Annotated in this window: 3 protein-coding genes; all 3 read left to right on the top strand. The window is 74.2% G+C overall.

The features are described 5' to 3' along the window. Positions 1-11: 11 nt before the first annotated feature. The 3 genes from C6W10_RS00815 to C6W10_RS00805 are packed head-to-tail and all read left to right on the top strand — an operon-like array spanning position 12 to position 20,611. Positions 12-8,033, top strand: coding sequence for a non-ribosomal peptide synthetase/type I polyketide synthase (locus C6W10_RS00815; RefSeq protein WP_159104399.1), 8,022 nt, complete (start codon positions 12-14; stop codon positions 8,031-8,033). A 3-nt stretch (positions 8,034-8,036) separates the two neighbouring features. After that, the gene (locus C6W10_RS00810) at positions 8,037-12,674 is read left to right on the top strand and encodes a non-ribosomal peptide synthetase (RefSeq protein ID WP_107255895.1); all 4,638 of its coding nucleotides are present in this window, start codon (positions 8,037-8,039) and stop codon (positions 12,672-12,674) included. After that, the gene (locus tag C6W10_RS00805; RefSeq protein WP_107255894.1) at positions 12,671-20,611 is read left to right on the top strand and encodes an amino acid adenylation domain-containing protein; all 7,941 of its coding nucleotides are present in this window, start codon (positions 12,671-12,673) and stop codon (positions 20,609-20,611) included. The genes C6W10_RS00810 and C6W10_RS00805 overlap by 4 nt, the downstream gene beginning before the upstream one ends. The last annotated feature ends 383 nt before the right edge of the window (positions 20,612-20,994 follow it).

Raw genomic sequence — 20,994 nt, 5'->3', positions numbered from 1 at the left:
CAGGGGGTCTCGTGAACGACACCGACATCGCCATCGTCGGCATGGCCATCCGCTGCCCCGGGGCGGCGGATCTCGACCAGTTCTGGTCCAACCTCCGCGCCGGGGTCGAGTCGGTGAGCTTCTTCGGCGCGGAGGAGATGGAGCCGCCGTCGTACCTGCCGGTGGACCAGAGCGCCGAAGGGTTCGTACCGGCCGCCGGTGTCCTCGACGGCGCCGACCTCTTCGACGCGGAGTTCTTCGGCGTCTCGGCGTCCGAGGCCGAACTCATGGACCCGCAGCACCGGCTCTTTCTCCAGTGCGTCTGGGAGGCGATGGAGGACACCGGCCACGACCTGACCCGGGGCGACCTGACGGTGGCCCTGTACGCCGGCTCCACCGCCAGCACGTACGGCCTCTCGGTGCTGCGCGGCGCCACCTCGGCGGTGCGCGCCTACCAGGGGGTGATCGGCACCGACAAGGACTACCTGCCCACCCGGGTCTCCTACAAGCTCAACCTGACCGGTGAGAGCGTCGCGGTGCAGACCGCCTGCTCCACCTCGCTGGTCGCGGTGCACCTGGCCTGCCAGAGCATCCTGAGCGGGCAGTCCGAGGTGGCCATCGCGGGCGGCGTCGCCGTGCAGACCCGGCAGCGGACCGGGTACGTCTTCAACCCGAACGCGATCTTCTCGCCGGACGGGCACACCCGGACGTTCGACCGGGACGCCCACGGCACCGTCTTCGGCAACGGGCTCGGTGCTGTCGTCCTGCGGCCGCTGCCGGACGCGATCCGCGACGGCGACCGGGTGTACGCGGTCATCAAGGGCACCTCGGTGAACAACGACGCCGCCACGAAGGTCAGCTACACGGCGCCGAGCGTCGACGCCCAGGCCGCCGTGGTGGCCGGCGCGCTGGCCTTCGCCGGCGTCCCCGCCGACACGGTCGGGTACGTCGAGGCGCACGGTACCGGCACCGAACTCGGCGACCCGATCGAGGTGGCCGCGCTCACCCAGGCGTTCCGGCGTACCACCGACCAGCGCGGCTTCTGCGCGCTCGGCTCGGTGAAGACGAACATCGGTCACCTGGACGCGGCCGCCGGGGTGGCCGGGCTCATCAAGACGGCCCTGGCGCTCTGGCACCGGGAGATCCCGCCCAGCCTGAACTTCAGCACGCCCAACCCGCGCATCGACTTCGCCGGCAGCCCGTTCTACGTCAACACCGAACTGCGGGAGTGGCCGGCCCGGGAGTTCCCCCGCCGGGCCGGCGTCAGCTCGCTCGGCATCGGCGGCACCAACGCCCACGTGGTGCTGGAGGAGGCGCCGGTCGCCGCGCCCGCACCGGTCCCCGGTACGCCCGCGCGCCCGGCGCACCTGCTGACGCTGTCGGCGAAGAGCGCCGAGGCGCTGCGTACCCTCGCCGACCGGCACCGGGCCCACCTCGCCGCGCACCCGGACCTGCCCGTCGCGGACTACTGCTACACCGCGAACGACGGGCGTGCCGCCCTTCCACACCGGCTGGCCGTCGTCGGGGACTCGGCCGGCGCGCTCGCCGGGGCGCTCACCCGCCATCTCGGCGGCACCGGACGCCGGCCCGGCGTCGCGGCCGGGCATGCCTCGCGTCGTCCGGCGACCGCCTTCCTCTTCACCGGGCAGGGGCGGCTGCACCCCGGTGCCGGTGCCGGCCTGCGCGACACCGAACCGGCCTTCCGGGCCGCCTTCGACGAGGTGGACGAGGCGCTCCGCCCGCATCTCGACGAGCCGGCGCACCGGTATCTCGACCCGGCGCACCCCGCCTCGGCCCAGCTCGCCGACACCCGGATCGCCCAGCCGATCCTCTTCGCGCTGGAATACGCGCTGGCCCGCACCTGGCTGCGCTGGGGGCTGCGCCCGGAGGCGGTGCTCGGGCACAGCCTCGGCGAGTACGCCGCCGCCTGCGTTGCCGGCGCCGTGAGCCTGCCCGACGCGGCGCGGCTGGTGGCCGAACGCGGACGGCTCACCGCCGAGGCCGTGACGGGCGGGCTGATGGTGGCGGTCCTCGCCGAGGAGCGCGACGTCACCCCGCTGCTCGGCCCCGGTGCCGGCGGCATAGCGGTGGCGGCGGTCAACGGTCCACGGCACACCGTCGTCTCCGGCGACCGCGTCGCGGTCGAGGAGTTCGCCGAACGCTGCGCCGCCGCCGGCCTGCCGGTCCGGCCGCTGCCCGGCGCGGTGCCGTTCCACTCGCCGCTGATGGACCCGATCCTGCCCGCCCTGCGGGAAAGCGCCGCGACCGCCCGGTTCACCGAACCGCGCATCCCGATGGTCTCCGGCCGCACCGGACGGTTCGTCGGCGGCGCCGACGAGCTGGAGCCCGGGTACTGGGCCGCGCAGGCCCGGCAGCCGGTGCTCTTCGCCGCCGGGGTCGGCGCGCTGGTCGAGCACGGTGTCGAGGTCTTCCTGGAGATCGGACCCCATCCCACCCTCGCCCCGCTGGGCCGGCGGATCGCGCCCGATCCCGGGTTGACCTGGCTGTCGTCGCTGGACGCCGAGCGCGACCCGACGCAGACCATGCTCGCGGCGCTCGGCGGCGCCTACGTCGCCGGGGTGCCGGTCGACTGGCGGGCGTTCGACGGCCACCGGCAGCCCCGCCGGGTGACGGTGCCGAAATACCCGTTCGCGCCGAAGCGGTACTGGCTGCCCGAACCGGAGGCCGCCCCGCCGGCCGTACCCGGCACCCGAGAGCCGGACTCGACCGCGCGAGGGCCGGAATCGACCGTGCCGGAGTTGGCGCCGACCGCCGGAGAGCCGGAGTCGGCGGCGGTACCGACCGAGCCGGATCCGGTACCGGCCGCCGTGCCGGAAGGCGTCGCAGCGCACGACGTACTGGCCCGGTTGCGGGACCTGACGGCGCGGCTGCTGCGGGTGAGTCCCGAGCGGGTCGACCCGGGCGCGTCGCTGCTGGAGATCGGACTCGACTCGCTGGTCCTGATCGAGGCGGCCCAGGTGATCGAGTCGACGTTCGGGGTACGGCTCACCGTCCGCCAGTTGCTCTCCGAGCTGACCACGCTGGAGGCGGTCGCCGGGCACGTCGCGGCGGAGTACGACCCGGCCCGGCACGCACCGCCGCCGGCATCCGAGGCAGCTCCGGTGGGGGCGGCGGGGGCGACGCCAGCGGCGACCGCCGGGGCGGGGGAGGCGGAACCGGAGGCGGTGCCGGGCGCCGAGCCCTTCGTACCGTTCCGGCCCATCGTCGTGCGGCGGACCGGCGCGACCTCCGGCAGCCCGCGCGCCCTCGCCAACCTGATCACCGAATACACCCGGCGGACCGCCGGCTCGCGACGGCTCGCCGCGACCCACCGCCCGGTGCTGGCCGACAACGACAACCGGGTCATGTCGGACTTCCGCATGGCGATCAAGGAGATGGTCTATCCCATCGCGGCGGAACGGTCCGCCGGCGCCCGGCTCTGGGACGTCGACGGCAACGAGTACGTCGACGTGATGATGGGGTACGGCTCGAACCTGTTCGGCCACTCGCCGCCGTTCGTCACCGAGGCGATCCGCGAGCAGCTCGATCGCGGTGTGCACATCGGGGTGCAGTCCGATCGGGCCGGCGAGGTCGCCAGGCTGCTGGCCGGGCTGACCGGGGCGGCCCGGGTGGCGTTCTGCAACTCCGGCAGCGAGGCCGTGATGATGGCGCTGCGGCTGGCCCGCGCCGCGACCGGCCGGACCAGGGTGGCGATGTTCGCCGGCTCCTACCACGGGATCTACGACGGCACACTGGGCAGCATGCGGCGGCTGCGGCCCGACCTGCCGCCCGCGCCGGTCGCCCCCGGCATCCCGCAACGCATGGTCGACGACCTGATCATCCTGCCGTACGCCGACGAGGCGGCCCTGCGGACGCTACGTGCCCAGGGCGACGACCTAGCCGCCGTACTCGTGGAGCCGGTGCAGAGCCGCCGGCCGGACATCCAACCGGGATGGTTCCTGCGGGAACTGCGGGAACTGACCACCGGGTCAGGAGCCGCGCTGGTCTTCGACGAGATCGTCACCGGGCTGCGGACCCGCCCGGGTGGCGCGCAGGAGTGGTTCGGGGTACGCGCCGACCTCGCCACCTACGGCAAGGTGCTCGGCGGCGGCCTGCCGATCGGCGCCGTCGCCGGTGACGCGCGGTTCCTCGACGCGGTCGACGGCGGCACCTGGTCGTACGGCGACGACTCCTTCCCGTCGGCCGAGACGACGTTCTTCGCCGGCACCTTCTGCAAGCACCCGCTCGCGATGGCCGCCGCCTCCGCCGTGCTCGCCGAGCTGACCCGGCGGGGGCCGGAGCTGCACGACGCGCTCAACCGGCGCACCGCCGAGATGGTCGAACGGCTCAACGACTTCTTCGCCGAGGAGGCGGTGCCGATCCGGGTGGCGCACTTCGGATCGCTCTTCCGATTCTTTTCCACACAGGACATTCACCTGCTTTATTACCACCTGGTCCTGCGCGGTGTGCACGCCCGGGAGGGGCACAACGCCTTCCTCTCCGCCGTGCACACCGACGAGGACGTCGACCGGATCGTGCACGCGGTCCGCGAGGGCGTCACCGCGATGCGCGCGGCCGGGCTGCTGCCCGCCGGGGAGGGGCCGGTGCTGCACACCCCGGCGGCACCGTCCGGGGGACCGGCCAGGGAGGACCGGGTACCCGCCCCGGCCGTCGTCGGCGCGGACGAGCGCTCGCACCCGCCGGGCGGCGTGCGCGCGGACGACCCGACCTGTCCGCTGACCGCCGCGCAGCGTCAACTGTGGACGGTCGCGCAGTTCGATCCGCAGGCCTCGGTGGCGTACCACCAGACCAGCGTCCTGCGACTCCACGGCGACCTGGATCTCGACGCGCTGCGCGGCGCGGTCCGGGCGGTGGTGGCCCGGCACGAGGCGCTGCGTACCGTCTTTGACGACGACCAGGCCCGCTGGCAGCGGGTGCTGCCGGCGGCCGAGGTGGACGTGCCGCTGGTGCCGGTGCCGGCCGAGCGCGGTGCGGACGTGCCGGCCTGGCTGGCCGAGCGGGAGCGCCGCCCCTTCGACCTGGCCGCCGGGCCGCTGATCAGGTTCGCCGTCGCACCCTCCGGGCCGGACGAGCACCTGCTCGCGCTGACCGTGCACCACATCGTCGCCGACGGCTGGTCGGTCGGCCTGCTGCTCCAGGAGATCGGTGCCGCCTACACGGCGCGGCGGCGCGGTCAGGCGTGGCAGCCGCCGCCGGCACGGCCGTTCCGGGCGTACGTGACGGAGTTGGCCGAGCGCCTGACCGGGCCGGACGCCGCCGGAACCGAGCGGTACTGGTTGGACCGGATGGCCGGCCCGCCGCCGGAGCTGGACCTGCCGACCGACCGGCCCCGCCCGGCAGCTCGGACGATGCGCGGTGCCCGGTACACCACCACCCTGGACACCGGCCTGGTCAACCGGTTGCGCGCGGTCGGGGCGCCGGGCGGGTCGACGCTGCTCATGGTGCTGCTCAGCGCGTACCAGGTGCTGCTGCACCGGCTGACCAACCAGCCCGACGTGGTGGTCGGGGTACCGGTCAACGGGCGCGGTGCGGCGGGCGCGGAGACGACCGTCGGGCACTGCGTGGACGTACTGCCGATCCGGGCCACGGTCGACGCCGACCAGCCGTACACGGCGCTGCTGCGCCAGGTCAGCGACCACCTGCTCGACGCGTACGAGCGTCAGGACCATCCCTCCGGGCTGCTCGCCGAGCGGCTGGGTGTGCGGGTCGACCCGGCCCGTACGCCACTGTTCCGCACGGTCTTCAACCTCGACCGGACGGTACGCCCACCGGACCTCGCCGGCCTGCGGGTCGAGGAGCTGGAGCTGCCGGTCGCGCACGCCCAGTTCGACCTCGGGGTGAACGGGGTGGAGTCCGGCGACGGCTGGCGCCTGGACTTCGACTACAGCACCGACGTGCTCGACGAGGCGACCGTGGCGAGATGGGCCGGCCACCTGGTGACGCTGCTGCGGGCGGTGGCCGAGGACCCGGGGACGCCGGTGGGCCGGCTGCCGCTGGAGTCCGGGACGGAGTGGGCCCGGACACTGGCCCGGTGGAACGCCACCGACACGCCGTACCCGCGCGACCGCACCCTGCCCGAACTCTTCGCCGCCCAGGTGGCCCGGACCCCGGAGGCGGTCTGTCTCGTCGACGGCGAGCGCGTGCTGACGTACCGGGAACTCGACCGCCGGACCTCGGCGCTGGCCGCACATCTGGTCCGGTGCGGCGTGCGGACCGGTCAGGTGGTCGGCGTCTGCCTGCCGCGCGGCGTGGACGCGGTCGTCGCGGTCCTGGCCACCCTCCGGGCCGGCGCGGCCTACCTGCCGCTCGATCCGGCGCAGGGCCCGGAGCGGCTCGGCGCGGTGCTCGCCGACAGCGGCAGCCGGCTGGTCGTCACCCACCCGGCGTCGGCCCCACCGGACCTGCCGGTCCCGGTGCTGGACGTCTCGACGGCCGACTCCGAGACCGAGTCCGGGTCCGAGACCGAGTCCGGGTCCGAGACCGAGTCCGGGTCCGAGACGGAGTCCGGGAACGAGTCCGAGACGGAGGCCGAAGCCGAGGCCGGTCCGGGCCCGGCCGAGGCGGCCGGCAGCCCGGTCGGCCCGGAGGAGGCCGCGTTCGTGATCTACACCTCCGGCTCCACCGGCCGCCCCAAGGGGGTGCTGGGCACCCACCGCGCGGTGGTCAACCGGCTGCACTGGTCCTGGCACACCCAGCCGTACGAGCCGGGCGAGGTGTGCTGCCAGAAGACCGCCATGACGTTCGTGGACTCGGTGGCGGAGCTGTTCGGGCCGCTGCTCGGCGGGGTGCCCCTGGTGGTACTGCCGGCGGAGGTCACCGGCGACCCGGCCCGGCTGGTAAGGGCGCTCGCGGCGCACCGGGTCAGCCGGATCGTCCTGGTGCCGTCCCTGCTCCGGGTCGTGCTGCACATCCTGGAGGCGACCGGTGAGCGGCTGCCGGCGCTGCGGCGCTGGACCGTCAGCGGCGAGACGCTCACCGCCGACCTGGTGGCCCACTTCCGGCGGCTGCTGCCGGACGCGACGCTGCTCAACCTCTACGGGACGACCGAGGTGATGGGGGACGCCACCGGCTACCAGACCGGCGTCGAGACCGGGCCGGTGCCGATCGGCCGCCCGCTGGCCAACACCCGGGTGCAGGTGCTGGACCGGGCCGGGCAGCGGGTCCCGGTCGGGGTGGTGGGCGAGCTGTACGTCGGGGGCGACGGGCTGGCCCGTGGCTACCTGAACGCCCCGGACCGGACCGCCGAACGCTTCGTCCCGGACCCGTTCGGCCCGCCCGGCGCCCGGCTGTACCGCACCGGCGACCTGGCCCGCTGGCGGGTCGACGGCCAGCTGGAGTACGTCGGCCGCACCGACCACCAGGTGAAGATCGACGGCGTACGGGTGGAGCCGGCCGAGGCCGAGAGCGCGCTGCACGCCCACCCGGCGGTACGGGCCGGCGCCGTCATCGCCCGGCGCACCGCCTCGGGCGGGCACAGCCTGGTCGCCTTCGTCGAGCCGCACCCCGGCGCCGACCCGGCCGGGATCGTCGACTTCCTCCGCGCCCGCCTCCCCGGCTACCTGGTGCCGGCGGCCGTCGTACCGGTGCCCGCGCTGCCGCTCACCACCAGCGGCAAGGTGGACCGCGCCCGGCTGCACCGGTTCGAGGTGCCGGAACCCGGCGGCGACCTCGTGCCGCCGCGTACGCCGGTCGAGGAGGCGCTGCACGACATCTGGCTCGACGTGCTGGGCCGGCGGCGGGTCAGCGTCGACGCGAACTTCTTCGACCTCGGCGCCACCTCCCTGAACCTGATGCAGGTGGTGGCACGGATCCGGACCGTCCTCGGTGTCGAGGTCCCCGTACGGGACCTGTTCACCGCCGCCACCCTCGCCGGGATGGCGGAGGCGGTGGAGTCCGCCCTGCTGGCCGGGGCCGCCCGCGACGACGGCGTGGCGGAGCTGCTGGCGCAGCTGGAGCGGATGACCGACGAGGAGGCCGAACGCGAGCTGAACGGGTCCGCCTCGGCGCGGACGAGTCAAGAGGGGACGAGCTGAACGATGAGCGAGTCACAGGACCACCGCCTGCGGGCCGACGCCCTGTCGCCGGCCAAGCGTGCGCTGCTGATGCGCGCCCTGGCCGAGCGGGCCGCCACCGCCGACGGCATCCCCCGGCACCCGGAGCGGCGCAGCGGGCCGATGTCGTTCGCCCAGCAACGCATCTGGTTCATGCACCAGTACGCCCCGGAGAGCCCGGCCCTCAACGACCACGTGGCGCTGCGCATGCACGGCCGGCTGGACGTCGACACGCTGACCCGCGCACTGCGCGAGGTCGTCGCCCGGCACGACGTGCTGCGTACCGGCTTCCACCCGGTCGACGGCGTACCGACCCAGACCGTCGCCGACCCGCCCCCGGTCGAGATACCGGTCCGCCCGGTGCCGGGGACCGGCCCGGCCGACCGCGAGGCGACCGCGCTGCGGATCGCCCGCGAGCACGTGCGGCGCCCGTTCGACATCGCGCGCCCGCCGCTGCTGCGCCCACTGCTGCTGGCGATCGACCCCGAGGACCACCTCTTCGTACTCGCGATGCACCAGGTCGCGCTGGACGGCTGGTCGCTCGGGGTGCTCACCCGGGAGATCGTGGAGCTGTACCGGGCGTACCGCACCGGGGCGGCGGCGGAGCTGCCGGAGCTGCCGATCCAGTACCTCGACTTCGCCCGGTGGCAGCGCGCGAACACCGACCGGCACGCCGGAGACCTCGACTACTGGCGGCGCCAGCTCGACGGGGCGCCGCCGCTGCTGGAGCTGCCGACCGACCGGCCCCGCGCGGCCGACGCCCGCGGCGACGGCGACGTGCACCGCTTCACCGTCCCGGCACCCCTCCTCGGCGCCGTGGACAGCCTGGCCGAGCAGACCGGGACGAGCCGGTTCATGGTGCTGCTCGCCGTCTTCGAGGTGCTGCTCGCCCGGCACAGCGGCGAGGCCGACATCTGCGTCGGCGTCCCCGTCGCCAACCGCAACCGCCCGGAGACGGAGAACCTGATCGGCTTCTTCGTCAACACCCTGGTGCTGCGGCTGCGGACCGGCGGCGCGACCAGCTTCCGGGAGGTGCTGGACCGGGTACGCCAGACCGCGCTGGACGCCTTCGGGCACCAGGACCTGCCGTTCGAGCGGCTCGTCGAGGAGCTGCAACCCGAGCGGGACCTGCGGCAGACGCCGCTGTTCCAGGTGATGTTCGTCCTACAGAACGTTCCGCGCCCCGAGGTCGAGCTGCCCGGCCTCACCGTCCGGCCGGCGCCGCTGCACAACGGCACCGCCAAGTACGACCTCACGCTGGAGCTGTTTCCCGCGTCGGACGGGCTGCTCGGGCTCCTGGAGTACAGCACCGAGCTGTTCGACCGGGACCGCGTCGCGCGGATGTCGGCGCACTACCTGACGCTGCTGCGGGCGGTCGTCGACGACCCCGGTGCGGACGTCGCACGGGTACCGCTGCTGACCGGGGACGACTACCGCCGGACCGTGCTGGAGTGGAACGACACCGCCGTACCGGAGGAGTGGCCGGGCTGCGTGCACCATCTCGTCGAGCGGCAGGCGGCCCGTACCCCGGACGCGGTCGCGGTGCGCTGCGGCGCCGACGAGTCGACGTACGCCGGACTGAACGCCCGGGCCAACCGGATCGCGCACGCGCTGCTGCGCCGGGGCACCGGCCGGGGCGACATCGTCGCGGTGCTGGCCCGACGCGGCGTCGACTACCTCGCGCTGCTGCTCGGCATCCTCAAGACCGGCGCCGCCTACCTGCCGATCGAGCCGGACGCGCCCGCCGAGCGCCTGGCCGACCTGGTGCGGCGTAGCCGCTCCCGGACCGTGGTCGCCGGCATCCGGCTGGACGACCTCCGCACGGCGCTCGACACCGCACCGCCCGGCGGATCCGACGACGACGCGCGGCCACGGATCGTACCCCTGGCCGAGCTGACCGAAGTGGACGGTGTGGCCGGCGACGAGGCCGACCCCGCACCGCGCGGCGGCCCCGGCGACCTCGCCTACGTGCTCTACACCTCCGGCTCCACCGGCGTGCCGAAGGGCGCGATGGTGGAGCACGCCGGCATGCTCAACCACGTCACCGCCAAGCTGGACGACTGCGGGGTGACCGCCGGTGACGTGGTGGCGCAGAACGGCCCCCAGTCGTTCGACGTGTCGGTCTGGCAGTTCCTCGCCCCGCTGGTGCGCGGCGCGGCGGTCGAGGTCTTCACCGACGAGGTGGCCCAGGAGCCGGCCCGGCTGCTGGCCGAGGTGGCCCGGACCGGCGTCACCGTGCTCCAGGTCGTGCCGGCGGTGCTGCGTGGCATGGTCACCGAGGCCGCCGCGCTCGGCGCCGCCCGTCCGGCCCTGGGCCGGCTGCGCTGGATGGTGCCGACCGGCGACGCGTTGCAGGCCGACCTGTGCCGGGAGTGGTTCGGGCTCTATCCGCACGTCCCGGTGCTCAACACGTACGGCTCGACCGAGTGCTCCGACGACCAGTGCCACCTGGCGATCACCGGCCCGGATCAGCTCGCCGGCCCGGCCGTGGTCGCCATCGGCACCCCGATCCGGAACATGCGCGCCTACGTCCTCGACCGGTACGGCGCGCCGCAGCCGGTCGGCCTCCCCGGCGAACTGCACATCGGCGGGATCGGGGTGGGACGGGGCTACCTCGACGACCCGGTACGCACCGCCGAGGTGTTCGTGCCCGACCCGTTCTCCGCGCTGCCCGGCGCCCGGCTCTACCGCACCCGGGACCTGGTACGGCAGCGGCCGGACGGCGTCATCGACTTCCTCGGCCGCACCGACCACGTGGTCAAGGTACGCGGCCACCGGATCGAGCCGGGCGAGGTGGAGGCGGCCCTGAACGCACACCCGCGGGTCCACGAGAGCGTGGTGGTGGCCCGTGCCGAGGCGGGCGGTGAGAAGCGGCTCGTTGCCTACCTGGTGCCGGCCGGCGACGCGGCGGCGGACGGCACCGGTGACGGCGAGCGGGTCGCCGGTTGGCGCGGCGTCTTCGACGAGGTGTACGGCCAGGACACCGACGACACCGGGCTGAGCCGGCGGGTCTGGACCAGCAGTTACACCCGTCGGCCGCTGCCGGACGCGGAGATCGCCGAGTGTGTCGCGGACACCGTCGGACGGATCCGGGCGCTCCGGCCACGGCGGATCCTGGAGCTGGGCTGCGGCACCGGCCTGCTGCTGCGCCGACTCGCACCGCACTGCGACGCCTACCACGGCACCGACCTGTCGGCGGAGGCGGTGCGCCGGCTGCGCGCGGCGACGGCCGGTCAGCCGGGGATGCCGGAACTCGTCCTGCGGCACCAGGCCGCCGACGACTTCGCCGGCATCGCCCCGGGCGACTACGACGTGGTCGTGGTCAACGAGGTCGTGCAGTATCTTCCCGGCGTCGACTACCTGCGGCGGGTACTGGCGGGCGCGGCCCGCGCGGTCCGCCCCGGCGGTGCGGTCTTCGTCGGCGGGGTGCGCAGCCTCCCGCTGCTGCGCGCCTTCCACGCCTCCGTCGCGCTGGCCAACGCCGATCCACAGTCGACCGTCGGCGTGCTCGCCCGGGAGGTGGACTGGGCCGTGCGGGCGGAGAAGGAGCTGGCGGTCGACCCGGAGTTCTTCACCGCCGTGCTGCCGGAACTGCCCGGGATCGGCGCCGTCGAGATCGAGCTGAAGGGCGGTCGCGGCGACAACGAGTTCACCCGGTTCCGCTACGACGTGACGCTGCGGGCCGCCGCGCCGGCACCGGACGGTCCGGTCCGGGTGGTCGGGTCGCCGGCCGGATTCCGCGACGCCCTCGCCGTCGGCGACGGTGCGACCGTGCTGCTGCGCGGGGTGCGCAACGCGCGACTCGCCGAGCCGGCCGCGCTGCTGGACCTGCTGGCCGACGCCGACACCGACCCGGACACCCCGGTGCGGCACCTGCGCGACCTGGTCGCCGCGCGGGCCGCCGGGTGGGACGGCGTCGACCCGGCGGACCTGGTGGAGCTGGCCGACAAGTACGAGCGGCGGGCGGTGGTCTCCTGGTCCGGTACCTCGCCGACCGCGTTCGACGTGGTGTGCCGTCCGGCGAACGCCGCAACCGGCCAGGAGCCGGTCCGCGCCACCCGGGCAGCGCTGCCGGCGTCCTGGGACCGGTTCGGCAACACCCCGATGTCCGGCGCCGCCGACGACCGGCTCGTCGAGGGGGTACGCGACCACCTGCGGCAGCGCCTCCCCGGCCACCTCGTACCCGACGCGTTCGTGGTGCTGGCGGCCCTGCCGCTCAACACCAGCGGGAAGGTCGACCGCAAGGCACTTCCGGCGCCGGGCCGGGCCAGCGAACGGCCGTACGTGCCGCCGTCCACCGAGACCGAGCGCGCCGTGGCGGAGATTTGGACGGCTGTGCTGGACGTCGAGCGGGTCGGCGCCGACGCCCGCTTCTTCGAACTCGGCGGGCATTCCCTGCTGGCCACCCAGGTGCAGTCGCGGGTCCGGGACCGGTTCGCCGTCGAACTGCCGCTGCGCAGCATGTTCGAGCACGACTCGGTGGCCGCGCTGGCCGCCGAGATCGACCGTCGCAGTGTCGCGTCGGCGGGCGGTGGAGCCGACCTGGCGGGGCTCGTCACCGAGGTGGAGGGGCTCAGCGACGCCGAGGTGGAACGGATGCTGGAAGAACGGGGACTGGCGTGACGGAACTGTCGAGCCGGATCGACGGGCTCTCGCCACGGCGGCGGGCCCTGCTGGAGCAGTTGCGGCGGGAGCGGTCGGACGCGGTCCGCCGCCGTCCCGAGGGTACGGTGGCGCCGCTCTCCTCGGCGCAGCAGCGCATGTGGTTCCTCGACCAGTACGACGCCGGCAGTGCCGTCTACAACGTCTACGTCGTCGTACGGCTCTCCGGCCGCCTCGACCGTGACGCCCTCGCCGAGGCGGTCAGCGGGGTGGCCCGACGGCACGAGATCCTGCGCACCGTCTACCCGTCCCGGGACGGCCGGGCCGAACAGGTGGTGCTGGCCGCCGAACCGGTGCCGCTGCCGGTACGCGACCTGACCGGCCGGCCCGCCGCCGAGCGCTACGAGGCCGCCCTCGCCGAGGCCGTGGCGGAGGCGCGGGTGCCCTTCGACCTGCGCAACGGGCCCCTGCTGCGGGCCGCCCTGCTCCGGATCGACGCCGACGACCACCTCTTCGTCCTCACCATGCACCACATCGCGGCGGACGGCTGGTCGATGGGGGTGCTGGTCCAGGAGGTGGCGACCGGCTACGCCAGTGCGGTCGCCGGGGAGACCGCCGCGCTGCCCGAGCCACCCATCCAGTACGCCGACTACGCGCAATGGCAGCGGGACCGGCTCGGCAGCGGCGCGCTGGAGGCCGGACTCGCGTACTGGCGGGAGCGGCTGACCGGCGCGTCGGCCCCGGTCGAGCTGCCCGCCGACCGGTCCCGCCCGCCGGTGCGCGGCGACCGGGGGCGGCGACACCTCTTCTCCCTCGACCCGGAGTTGGTCGCGCAGGTGCGGCGGCTGTGCCGGGCGCACGACGTCACCCTCTTCATGGCGCTGCTGGCCGCCTTCACCGCCCTGCTGGTGCGCTACACCAGCCGGGCCGACGTCCCGGTCGGTACGCCGATCGCCAACCGCACCCGCCCGGAGTTCGAGGGCCTGATCGGCTTCTTCGTCAACACCCTGGTCCTGCGCACCGAACTGGACGGCAACCCCACCTTCCGGGAGATCCTGCACCGGGTCCGGGAGGTCACCCTCGGCGCCTACGAGCATCAGGAGGTCCCGTTCGAGCGGCTCGTCGAGGAGCTGCGACCGGACCGGGACCCCGGCCACACGCCGCTGTTCCAGGTGATGTTCGTGCTCCAGAACGCGCCGCTGCCGCCGGTGACCGTGCCGGGGCTCACGATGGGCGTGGTGGACGTGCACAACGACACCGCCAAGTTCGACCTGACGCTGGTGATGACCGAGCTGGGCGACCGGGTCGAGGGGTGGCTGGAGTACGCCACCGACCTCTTCGACGACGCCACCGCGCAGCGGATCGCCGGGCACTACCGGACCCTGCTGGCCGGCGCCGTCGCGGCACCCGAGCGCCGGCTCTGGGAGCTGCCGGTCCTCGACGCCGACACGCGACGGCGGATGGTCCGGGAGTGGAACCGCACCGGCACGCCGCCGTCGACGGTCACCGCCGTGCACCAGCGGATCGCCGCACTCGCCGCCGCCGAGCCGGACCGGATCGCCGTGGTCGGCGCGGAGCTGCGGCTGCGCTACCGCGAACTCGACCGCCGCGCGAACGCGCTGGCGCACCGGTTGCGCGAGCGCGGCGTCGGCCCGGACGTGCCGGTCGGGGTCTGCCTGGAACGCTCGGTCGACCTGGTGCTGACCCTGCTCGCGGTGCACCGGGCCGGCGGCGCCTACCTGCCGCTGGACCCGGACCTGCCCCGGCAGCGGCTGGACTATCTGCTCGACGACGCCGGTGCGGCCACCGTGGTCGCCCGGCCGGACCATCCGCTGGCCGCCACGGCGGCGGCGCTGGTGCTGCCGTACGGCTGGGCCGCGACCGCCCCCGAGGCGGACGCGCCGCCGGCCGGCGAGGTCACCGGCGACCACCTCGGGTACGTCATCTACACCTCCGGCACGACCGGGCAGCCGAAGGGGGTCGCCAGCACCCACCGGGGCATGGTCAACCGGCTGGAGTGGATGGCGGCCGAGTACCCGCTCACCGGCGCGGACCGGATCCTCCAGAAGACACCGGCCAGCTTCGACGTCTCGGTCTGGGAGTTCTTCTGGCCGCTGATGGCCGGTGCCGGGATCGTCGTCGCCCGACCCGGCGGGCACCGCGACCCGGGCTACCTGGCCGAACTCATCGTCGACGAACGGGTCACCGTCGTCCACTTCGTACCGTCGATGCTGCGGGCCTTCCTCGACCATCCCGACGCCGCCCGCTGCACCGGCCTGCGGCACGTGGTGTGCAGCGGCGAGGCACTCGCACCGGACCTGGTGGCCCGGTTCTACGAGGTCCTGCCCGGCAGCCGGCTGCACAACCTCTACGGCCCGACCGAGGCGTCCATCGACGTCACCGCCTGGGCGTGCCGTCCCGAGGACTCCGCCGGTACGGTGCCGATCGGCCGGCCCATCGCCAACACCCGGACGTACGTGCTCGACCCGTGGCTCAACCCGGTACCGGTCGGCGTTCCGGGTGAGCTGTACCTCGCCGGTATCGGGCTGGCCCGGGGCTACCTGAACCGGCCGGCGCTGACGGCGGAGCGGTTCGTGCCCGACCCCTTCGGCACCGAACCGGGCGGCCGGCTGTACCGCACCGGCGACCGGGCCCGCTACCGTCCCGACGGCGCGATCGAGTACCTGGACCGGATGGACCGGCAGGTGAAGATCCGTGGGTTGCGGGTGGAGCCGGGCGAGATCGAGGCGGCCCTGCACACCCATCCGTCGATCGCCCGGGCGGCCGTCGTCGCCCGGACCGAGCCGGCCGCACCGGCCCGGCTGGTCGGGTACGTCGTCGCCGCCGGCCTCCCGCCGTCCGTCGCCGACCTCCGCGGCCACCTGCTCGACCGGCTGCCCGAACACATGGTGCCGGCGACCTTCGTCTTCCTGGAGAGCCTGCCGCTGACCCGGAGCGGCAAGGTCGACCGGGCGGCACTGCCGGAGCCGGACGACACCCGCCCGGAGATCGGCGAGTTCGTCGCGCCCGCCGGCCCGGTCGAGGAGGCGCTGGCCCGCATCTGGTCCGACCTGCTCCGGCTCGACCGGGTCGGCGCCGGGGACAGCTTCTTCGCGCTCGGCGGTGACTCGATCCGCAGCATCCAGATGCTGTCCCGGGCCCGCGAGGAGGCCGGGCTGGACCTGTCGCTGCGGCAGGTGTTCGCGGAACCGACGATCCGGGCGCTGGCCCGCGCCGGCCGGCCGGGGGCGGAACGGGGGCCGGTGACCGCTGCCGGGGAGCCGTTCGCGCTGCTGGCCGAGGCGGACCGCGGACGGCTGCCGGAGGACGTCGTCGACGCGTACCCGCTCTCGGTTCTTCAGCACGGCATGATCTTCGACAACGAGTACCGGTCGGACTTCTCCATCTACCACGACGTCTTCGGCTTCCACCTGCGCGGGCCGTTCGACGCCACCGCCCTCGACACGGCGGTGGCCCGGCTCGTCGCCCGGCACCCGGTGCTGCGTACCTCGATCGACCTCGCCGGCTACGCCGAGCCACTCCAGCTCGTCTGGCGCCAGGGGCGGGTACCGGTGCGGGTGGCGGACCTGCGCGGCCTGGACCCGGCGGCGCAGCGGGAGCGGATCGCCGCCTGGACCGACGCGGAGAAGGTACGGCCGTTCGACTGGACGGTGCCGGCGCTGCTCCGCGTCCAGGTGCACCGGCTCGGCGACGACGAGTTCTGGTTCTCGCTGAGCTGCTCCAACACCATCCTCGACGGCTGGAGCGTCTCCACGCTGCTGACCGAGCTGTTCCGGGCCTACGACGCGGAGTTGACCGGGGCGACGGCAGCCGAGCCGCCCGCGCCGCGCAGCACCTTCCGCGACTTCGTCGCCGCCGAGCGGGCCTGCCTGGACGACGAGGAGACCCGGCGGCTCTGGCGGGAGCGGCTCGCCGACGCGGTCGCCACACCGCTACCGCGCTGGCCCCGGCCGGCGGACGCGCCCGCCGGCCCGGACGGGGGTCGTCGCCAGCGACGTGTGCGGGCGGTGCCGGTGGACGAGCCGGTCGAGACCGGCCTGCGGCGGCTCGCGCGCGGCACCGGTGTCCCGCTGAAGAGCGTCCTGGTGGCCGCCCATCTCAAGGTGGTCGCCGTGCTGGCCGGCCACGACCGGGCCGTCACCGGCATGGTCACCAACGGCCGGCTGGAGGAACCGGACGCGGATCGGGTGCTCGGGCTCTTCCTCAACGTGGTCCCGCTCGTCGCCGACCTCTCCGGCGGCGACTGGACCGCCGTCGTGCGCCAGGTCTTCGACACCGAACGCGCGCTGCTGCCGCACCGGCGCTATCCGGCCACCCGGCTGCGTCCGGCCGTCGGTCAGGAATGGTTCGAGACCGCGGTCAACTTCGTCAACTTCCACGTGTACGACGCGCTCGGTGACCTCGGCGCCCTCGAACTCCTCGGCGTGGACACCTTCGACGACACGAACTTTCCGCTCTGGACGGAGTTCAGCGTCAATCCCCGCTCCGGTCGAATCGAGCTGGAACTCTCCTACGACGCGGCCGTACTCGCCGACGAGCAGGTCGGCGCCATCGGCGGCTACTACGCCGCCGTGCTCGCCGCGATGGCCGCCGACCCGTCGAGCCGACCCGACCGGGTCGACCTGCTCCCGGCGGCGTCGCGGGAGTGGTTGCTCTCAGAGGTGGCCGGTGACCGGGCTGCCGACGTGGTTGCCGAGGGTTCGGTCTTCGAGCGGTTGACGGCGGTGGTGGAGTCCACTGGTCCTGCCGTGGCGTTGTTGGACGACTCCGGTGTGTCGGTGACGTTCGCCGAGGTGGCGGAGTTGGCGGGTCGGTTGGCGGGGGTGTTGCGTTCGGCGGGTGTGGTGCGGGAGTCGGCCGTCGGGGTCTGCGTACCGCGTGGGGTGGATCTGCCGGTGGTGGTGCTGGCGGTGTGGTGGGCGGGTGGGGTGTATGTGCCGTTGGATCCGTCGTTGCCGGCTGGGCGGTTGGCGGAGATGACGGAGACCGCCGGTGTCTCGGTGCTGGTGTCTGCTGTGGAGGGCTCGGGCGTGCCGGGATTCGCGGCTCCGGTGATCGACGTGTCCGGGGGCGTGGCTGCGCTGGTGTCGGGTTCGGCGGTTGGGGGTTCGGTGGTGGCGCCGGTGGTTCCGGTGGTGGGGCATGGGGCGTTCGTGGTGTTCACGTCGGGGTCGACGGGGCGGCCGAAGGGTGTGGTGGTGGAGCACGGGCAGTTGTGGAATCGGTTGGTGTGGATGTGGGAGGGGTTTGGTTTTGGGGTGGGGGAGGTGGTGTGTCAGAAGACGAGTGTGGGTTTTGTGGATTCGGTGTGGGAGTTGGTGGGTGGGTTGTTGGCGGGGGTGCGGTCGGTGGTGGTCTCGGACGAGGTCTCCCGGGATCCGCTGCGCCTGGTGGACGTGTTGGGGCGGGAGCGGGTGACGCGACTCTGGTTGGTGCCGTCACTGTTGCGCGCGGTCCTGGACGCGGTACCGGATCTCGGTGCCCGGTTGCCGGAGCTGCGGATGTGGGTGAGCAGTGGTGAGGCGTTGCCGTGGTCGTTGTGGCACCGCTTCCAGAGTGCGATGCCGCACGCCCGGCTCTTCAACCTCTACGGCACCTCGGAGATCTGGGACGCGACCTGGCACGACCCGTACGCGAGCCCGGTCCCGCCGGTGGCGGCGTCGGTGCCGATCGGTCGGCCGATTCGGGGTGTGCGGGTGTATGTGCTGGATGGGGTGGGTGGGTTGGTGCCGGTCGGTGTGCCGGGGGAGTTGTGGGTGGGTGGGGTGGGGGTGTCGCGGGGTTATCTGGGTGAGCCGGTGTTGACGGCGGATCGGTTCCGGCCTGATCCGTTCGGGCTGGTGGGGGCTCGGATGTATCGGACCGGGGATCTGGCGTGTGTGTTGCCGGATGGGCAGGTGCAGTTTCTGGGTCGGGTGGATCATCAGGTGAAGGTTCGTGGTGTGCGGGTGGAGCCGGCCGAGGTGGAGGCGGCCCTCGAACGCCACCCCGGGGTGCGCCAGGCCGTCGTCGTCGCCCGGGACACCGGCACCGACGAGCCGTACCTCGCGGCGTATCTGGTCCCGGAACCCGGCCGTACCCTCGACCCGACCGAGGTGCGGCACACCGCCGCCACCGACCTGCCGGCCCAGCTCCGACCCGCCCGGGTCGCCGTACTCACCGATTTGCCGCTGACCAGCAGCGGCAAGGTCGACCGGCTGGCGCTGCCCGAGATAGCGGCCGACGCGAACCCGGGCGGCCCGTACACCCCGCCGCGCGACCCGGTCGAGTCCACCCTCGCCGCCGTCTGGGCCGAGGTGCTCGGGCGCGACCGGATCGGCGTCGACGACAACTTCTTCGACCTCGGCGGGGACTCGCTGCGCGCCGTCCGGATCGTGGCGCGCAGCCGGCACCGGCTCGGCGTCGACGTACCGGTGGCGGCGGTCTTCCAGGCGCCGACCGTCGCCCAGCTCCGCCGGTGGATCGCCGACTCGGCGACACCGGCGGCGCCGGTACCGCAGCAACCGGACGACACCGGCCCGGCGCCGCTCTCCTTCGCCCAGCAGCGGCTCTGGTTCCTGCACCAGGCCGATCCGGGGAGCGCGGCCTACAACGTGCACTTCGCCGTACGGATCCGTGGGCCGCTGGACGTGGCCGCTCTGCGCCACGCCGTCCGGGAGGTGATCCGCCGGCACGAGCCGCTGCGCACCACGTTCGCCGTGCTCGACGGCGTACCGGCGCAGGTCGTGCGGCCGGCGCCGGACGACCCGCTGACCGTCGCCGTGGCCCCCGCCGGTGCCGAGGCGGACCTGCGGACAGCGGTACACGAGGAGATCCACCGCCCCTTCGACCTGGACCGGGGGCCGGTCCTGCGTGCCACGCTGCTGCGCACCGCACCGGACGAGCACGTCGCGCTCCTCGTCCTGCACCATGTGGCCTGCGACGCCTGGTCGATGCCGGTGCTGTTGCGGGAGCTGGCGGCGCTCTACACGGCGGCCCGGGCGGGGCGGCCCGACCCGCTCGGCCCGCCGCCGGTGCCGTACCGGGAGCACGCCCGCCGGCAGCGGGTGGCGTACTCCGGTGACCGCCTCGCGGCCCGGCTCGACTACTGGCGGGAGCGCCTCGCCGACGCACCGGACACCGCCGACCGGCTGATCGACCGGCCCCGACCGGCCCACCCGGGGTACGCGGGTGGCACCGAGTCGACCACGCTGGCCCGGCCGCTGGGTGCCGGCGTCCGCGACCTGGCCACGGCGAGCCGGGCCACGGTCTTCATGTGCCTGCTGGCCTCGTTCGCGGTCGTGTTGCACGCCCGCACCGGGGCGGAGGACGTCCTGATCGGCACCGACCTCGCCGGCCGGGACGACCCGGGGCTGGACGGCCTGGTCGGCTTCTTCGTCAACCAGATGCCGGTGCGTACCGACCTGTCCGGTGACCCCACCTTCCGGGAACTGCTCGGCCGGGTACGCGACGACTTCCTCCGCGACCAGGCCCGGGAGGTACCGTTCGACCGGCTGGTCGAGGCGGTCGGCGGGGAGCGGGACCTCTCCCGGGCGCCGGTCTTCCAACTCAAGCTGGTGCACCACGACGTGCCGGACGACCTGTTCAGCCTGCCCGATCTGCGGGTGACCGAGCTGCCGGTGCACCGCGACACGACCCAGCTCGACCTCAACCTCCGGGTCACCGGCTCCGGCGACGAGCTGCGGCTCTCCGCCGAGTACGACACCGACCTGTTCCGCGGCGGCACGGTGCGGGCGATTCTCGCCGAGGTCACCGCCGTCCTCCGGGCGGTGACCGCCGATCCGGGGACCCGGCTGGCGACGCTGCGCGCCGCCGTGGCGGGCGCCGCGGAGCAGCATCGGGCCGGCGAGCGGCGGGAGCTGCGGGCGGTGAGCGCGACCCGGCTCCGGCAGGCGCGGCGTCGGGCACTGCCGGCACCTGATCCGGGCGCCGGGTGAGGCGTTCGAGTGTTCATCCTGGGCGGTCGATCATCCGATCGGCTGGTCAGCGCGCCGGCCCCGCCGGCACCCCGCACCCGGTCGCGCCCCGCCGCTCGGGCGCCCCGCCACTCGGGCGTCCCGGCGGTCGGGCGTTCCGGCGGTTGGGCGTCGCGCCGGTCGGTCGTCCCGCGCCTCCGGTTGCGCGTGGCTGCGGTGGGGCGTGTGCGGGTGCCGGTGTGGTCCGAAAAGGACGGTCGTGGGAGTGCGCCGGTCCTCTTTGCCGATCGACGGGTTGGCACTAGCATTCCCCATTAGTGGTGATAAATAGCCGCCCGATATCTCTGTCGATGCGCGGCGCGGTGTGCCACACAGTTTCCGTCGTACCTCGCCCGGAGATTCCG

Source organism: Plantactinospora sp. BB1, from assembly GCF_003030385.1.
Classification (GTDB): Bacteria; Actinomycetota; Actinomycetes; order Mycobacteriales; family Micromonosporaceae; genus Plantactinospora.
Note: the sequence above shows the minus strand (reverse complement) of the source record. Positions and strands in the feature narration are given on the sequence as shown.

What these genes read in the sequence shown, in the direction of transcription:
- C6W10_RS00810 (WP_107255895.1), top strand. Translation starts at nt 8,037, where the DNA reads ATGAGCGAGTCACAGGACCACCGCCTGCGGGCCGACGCCCTGTCGCCG.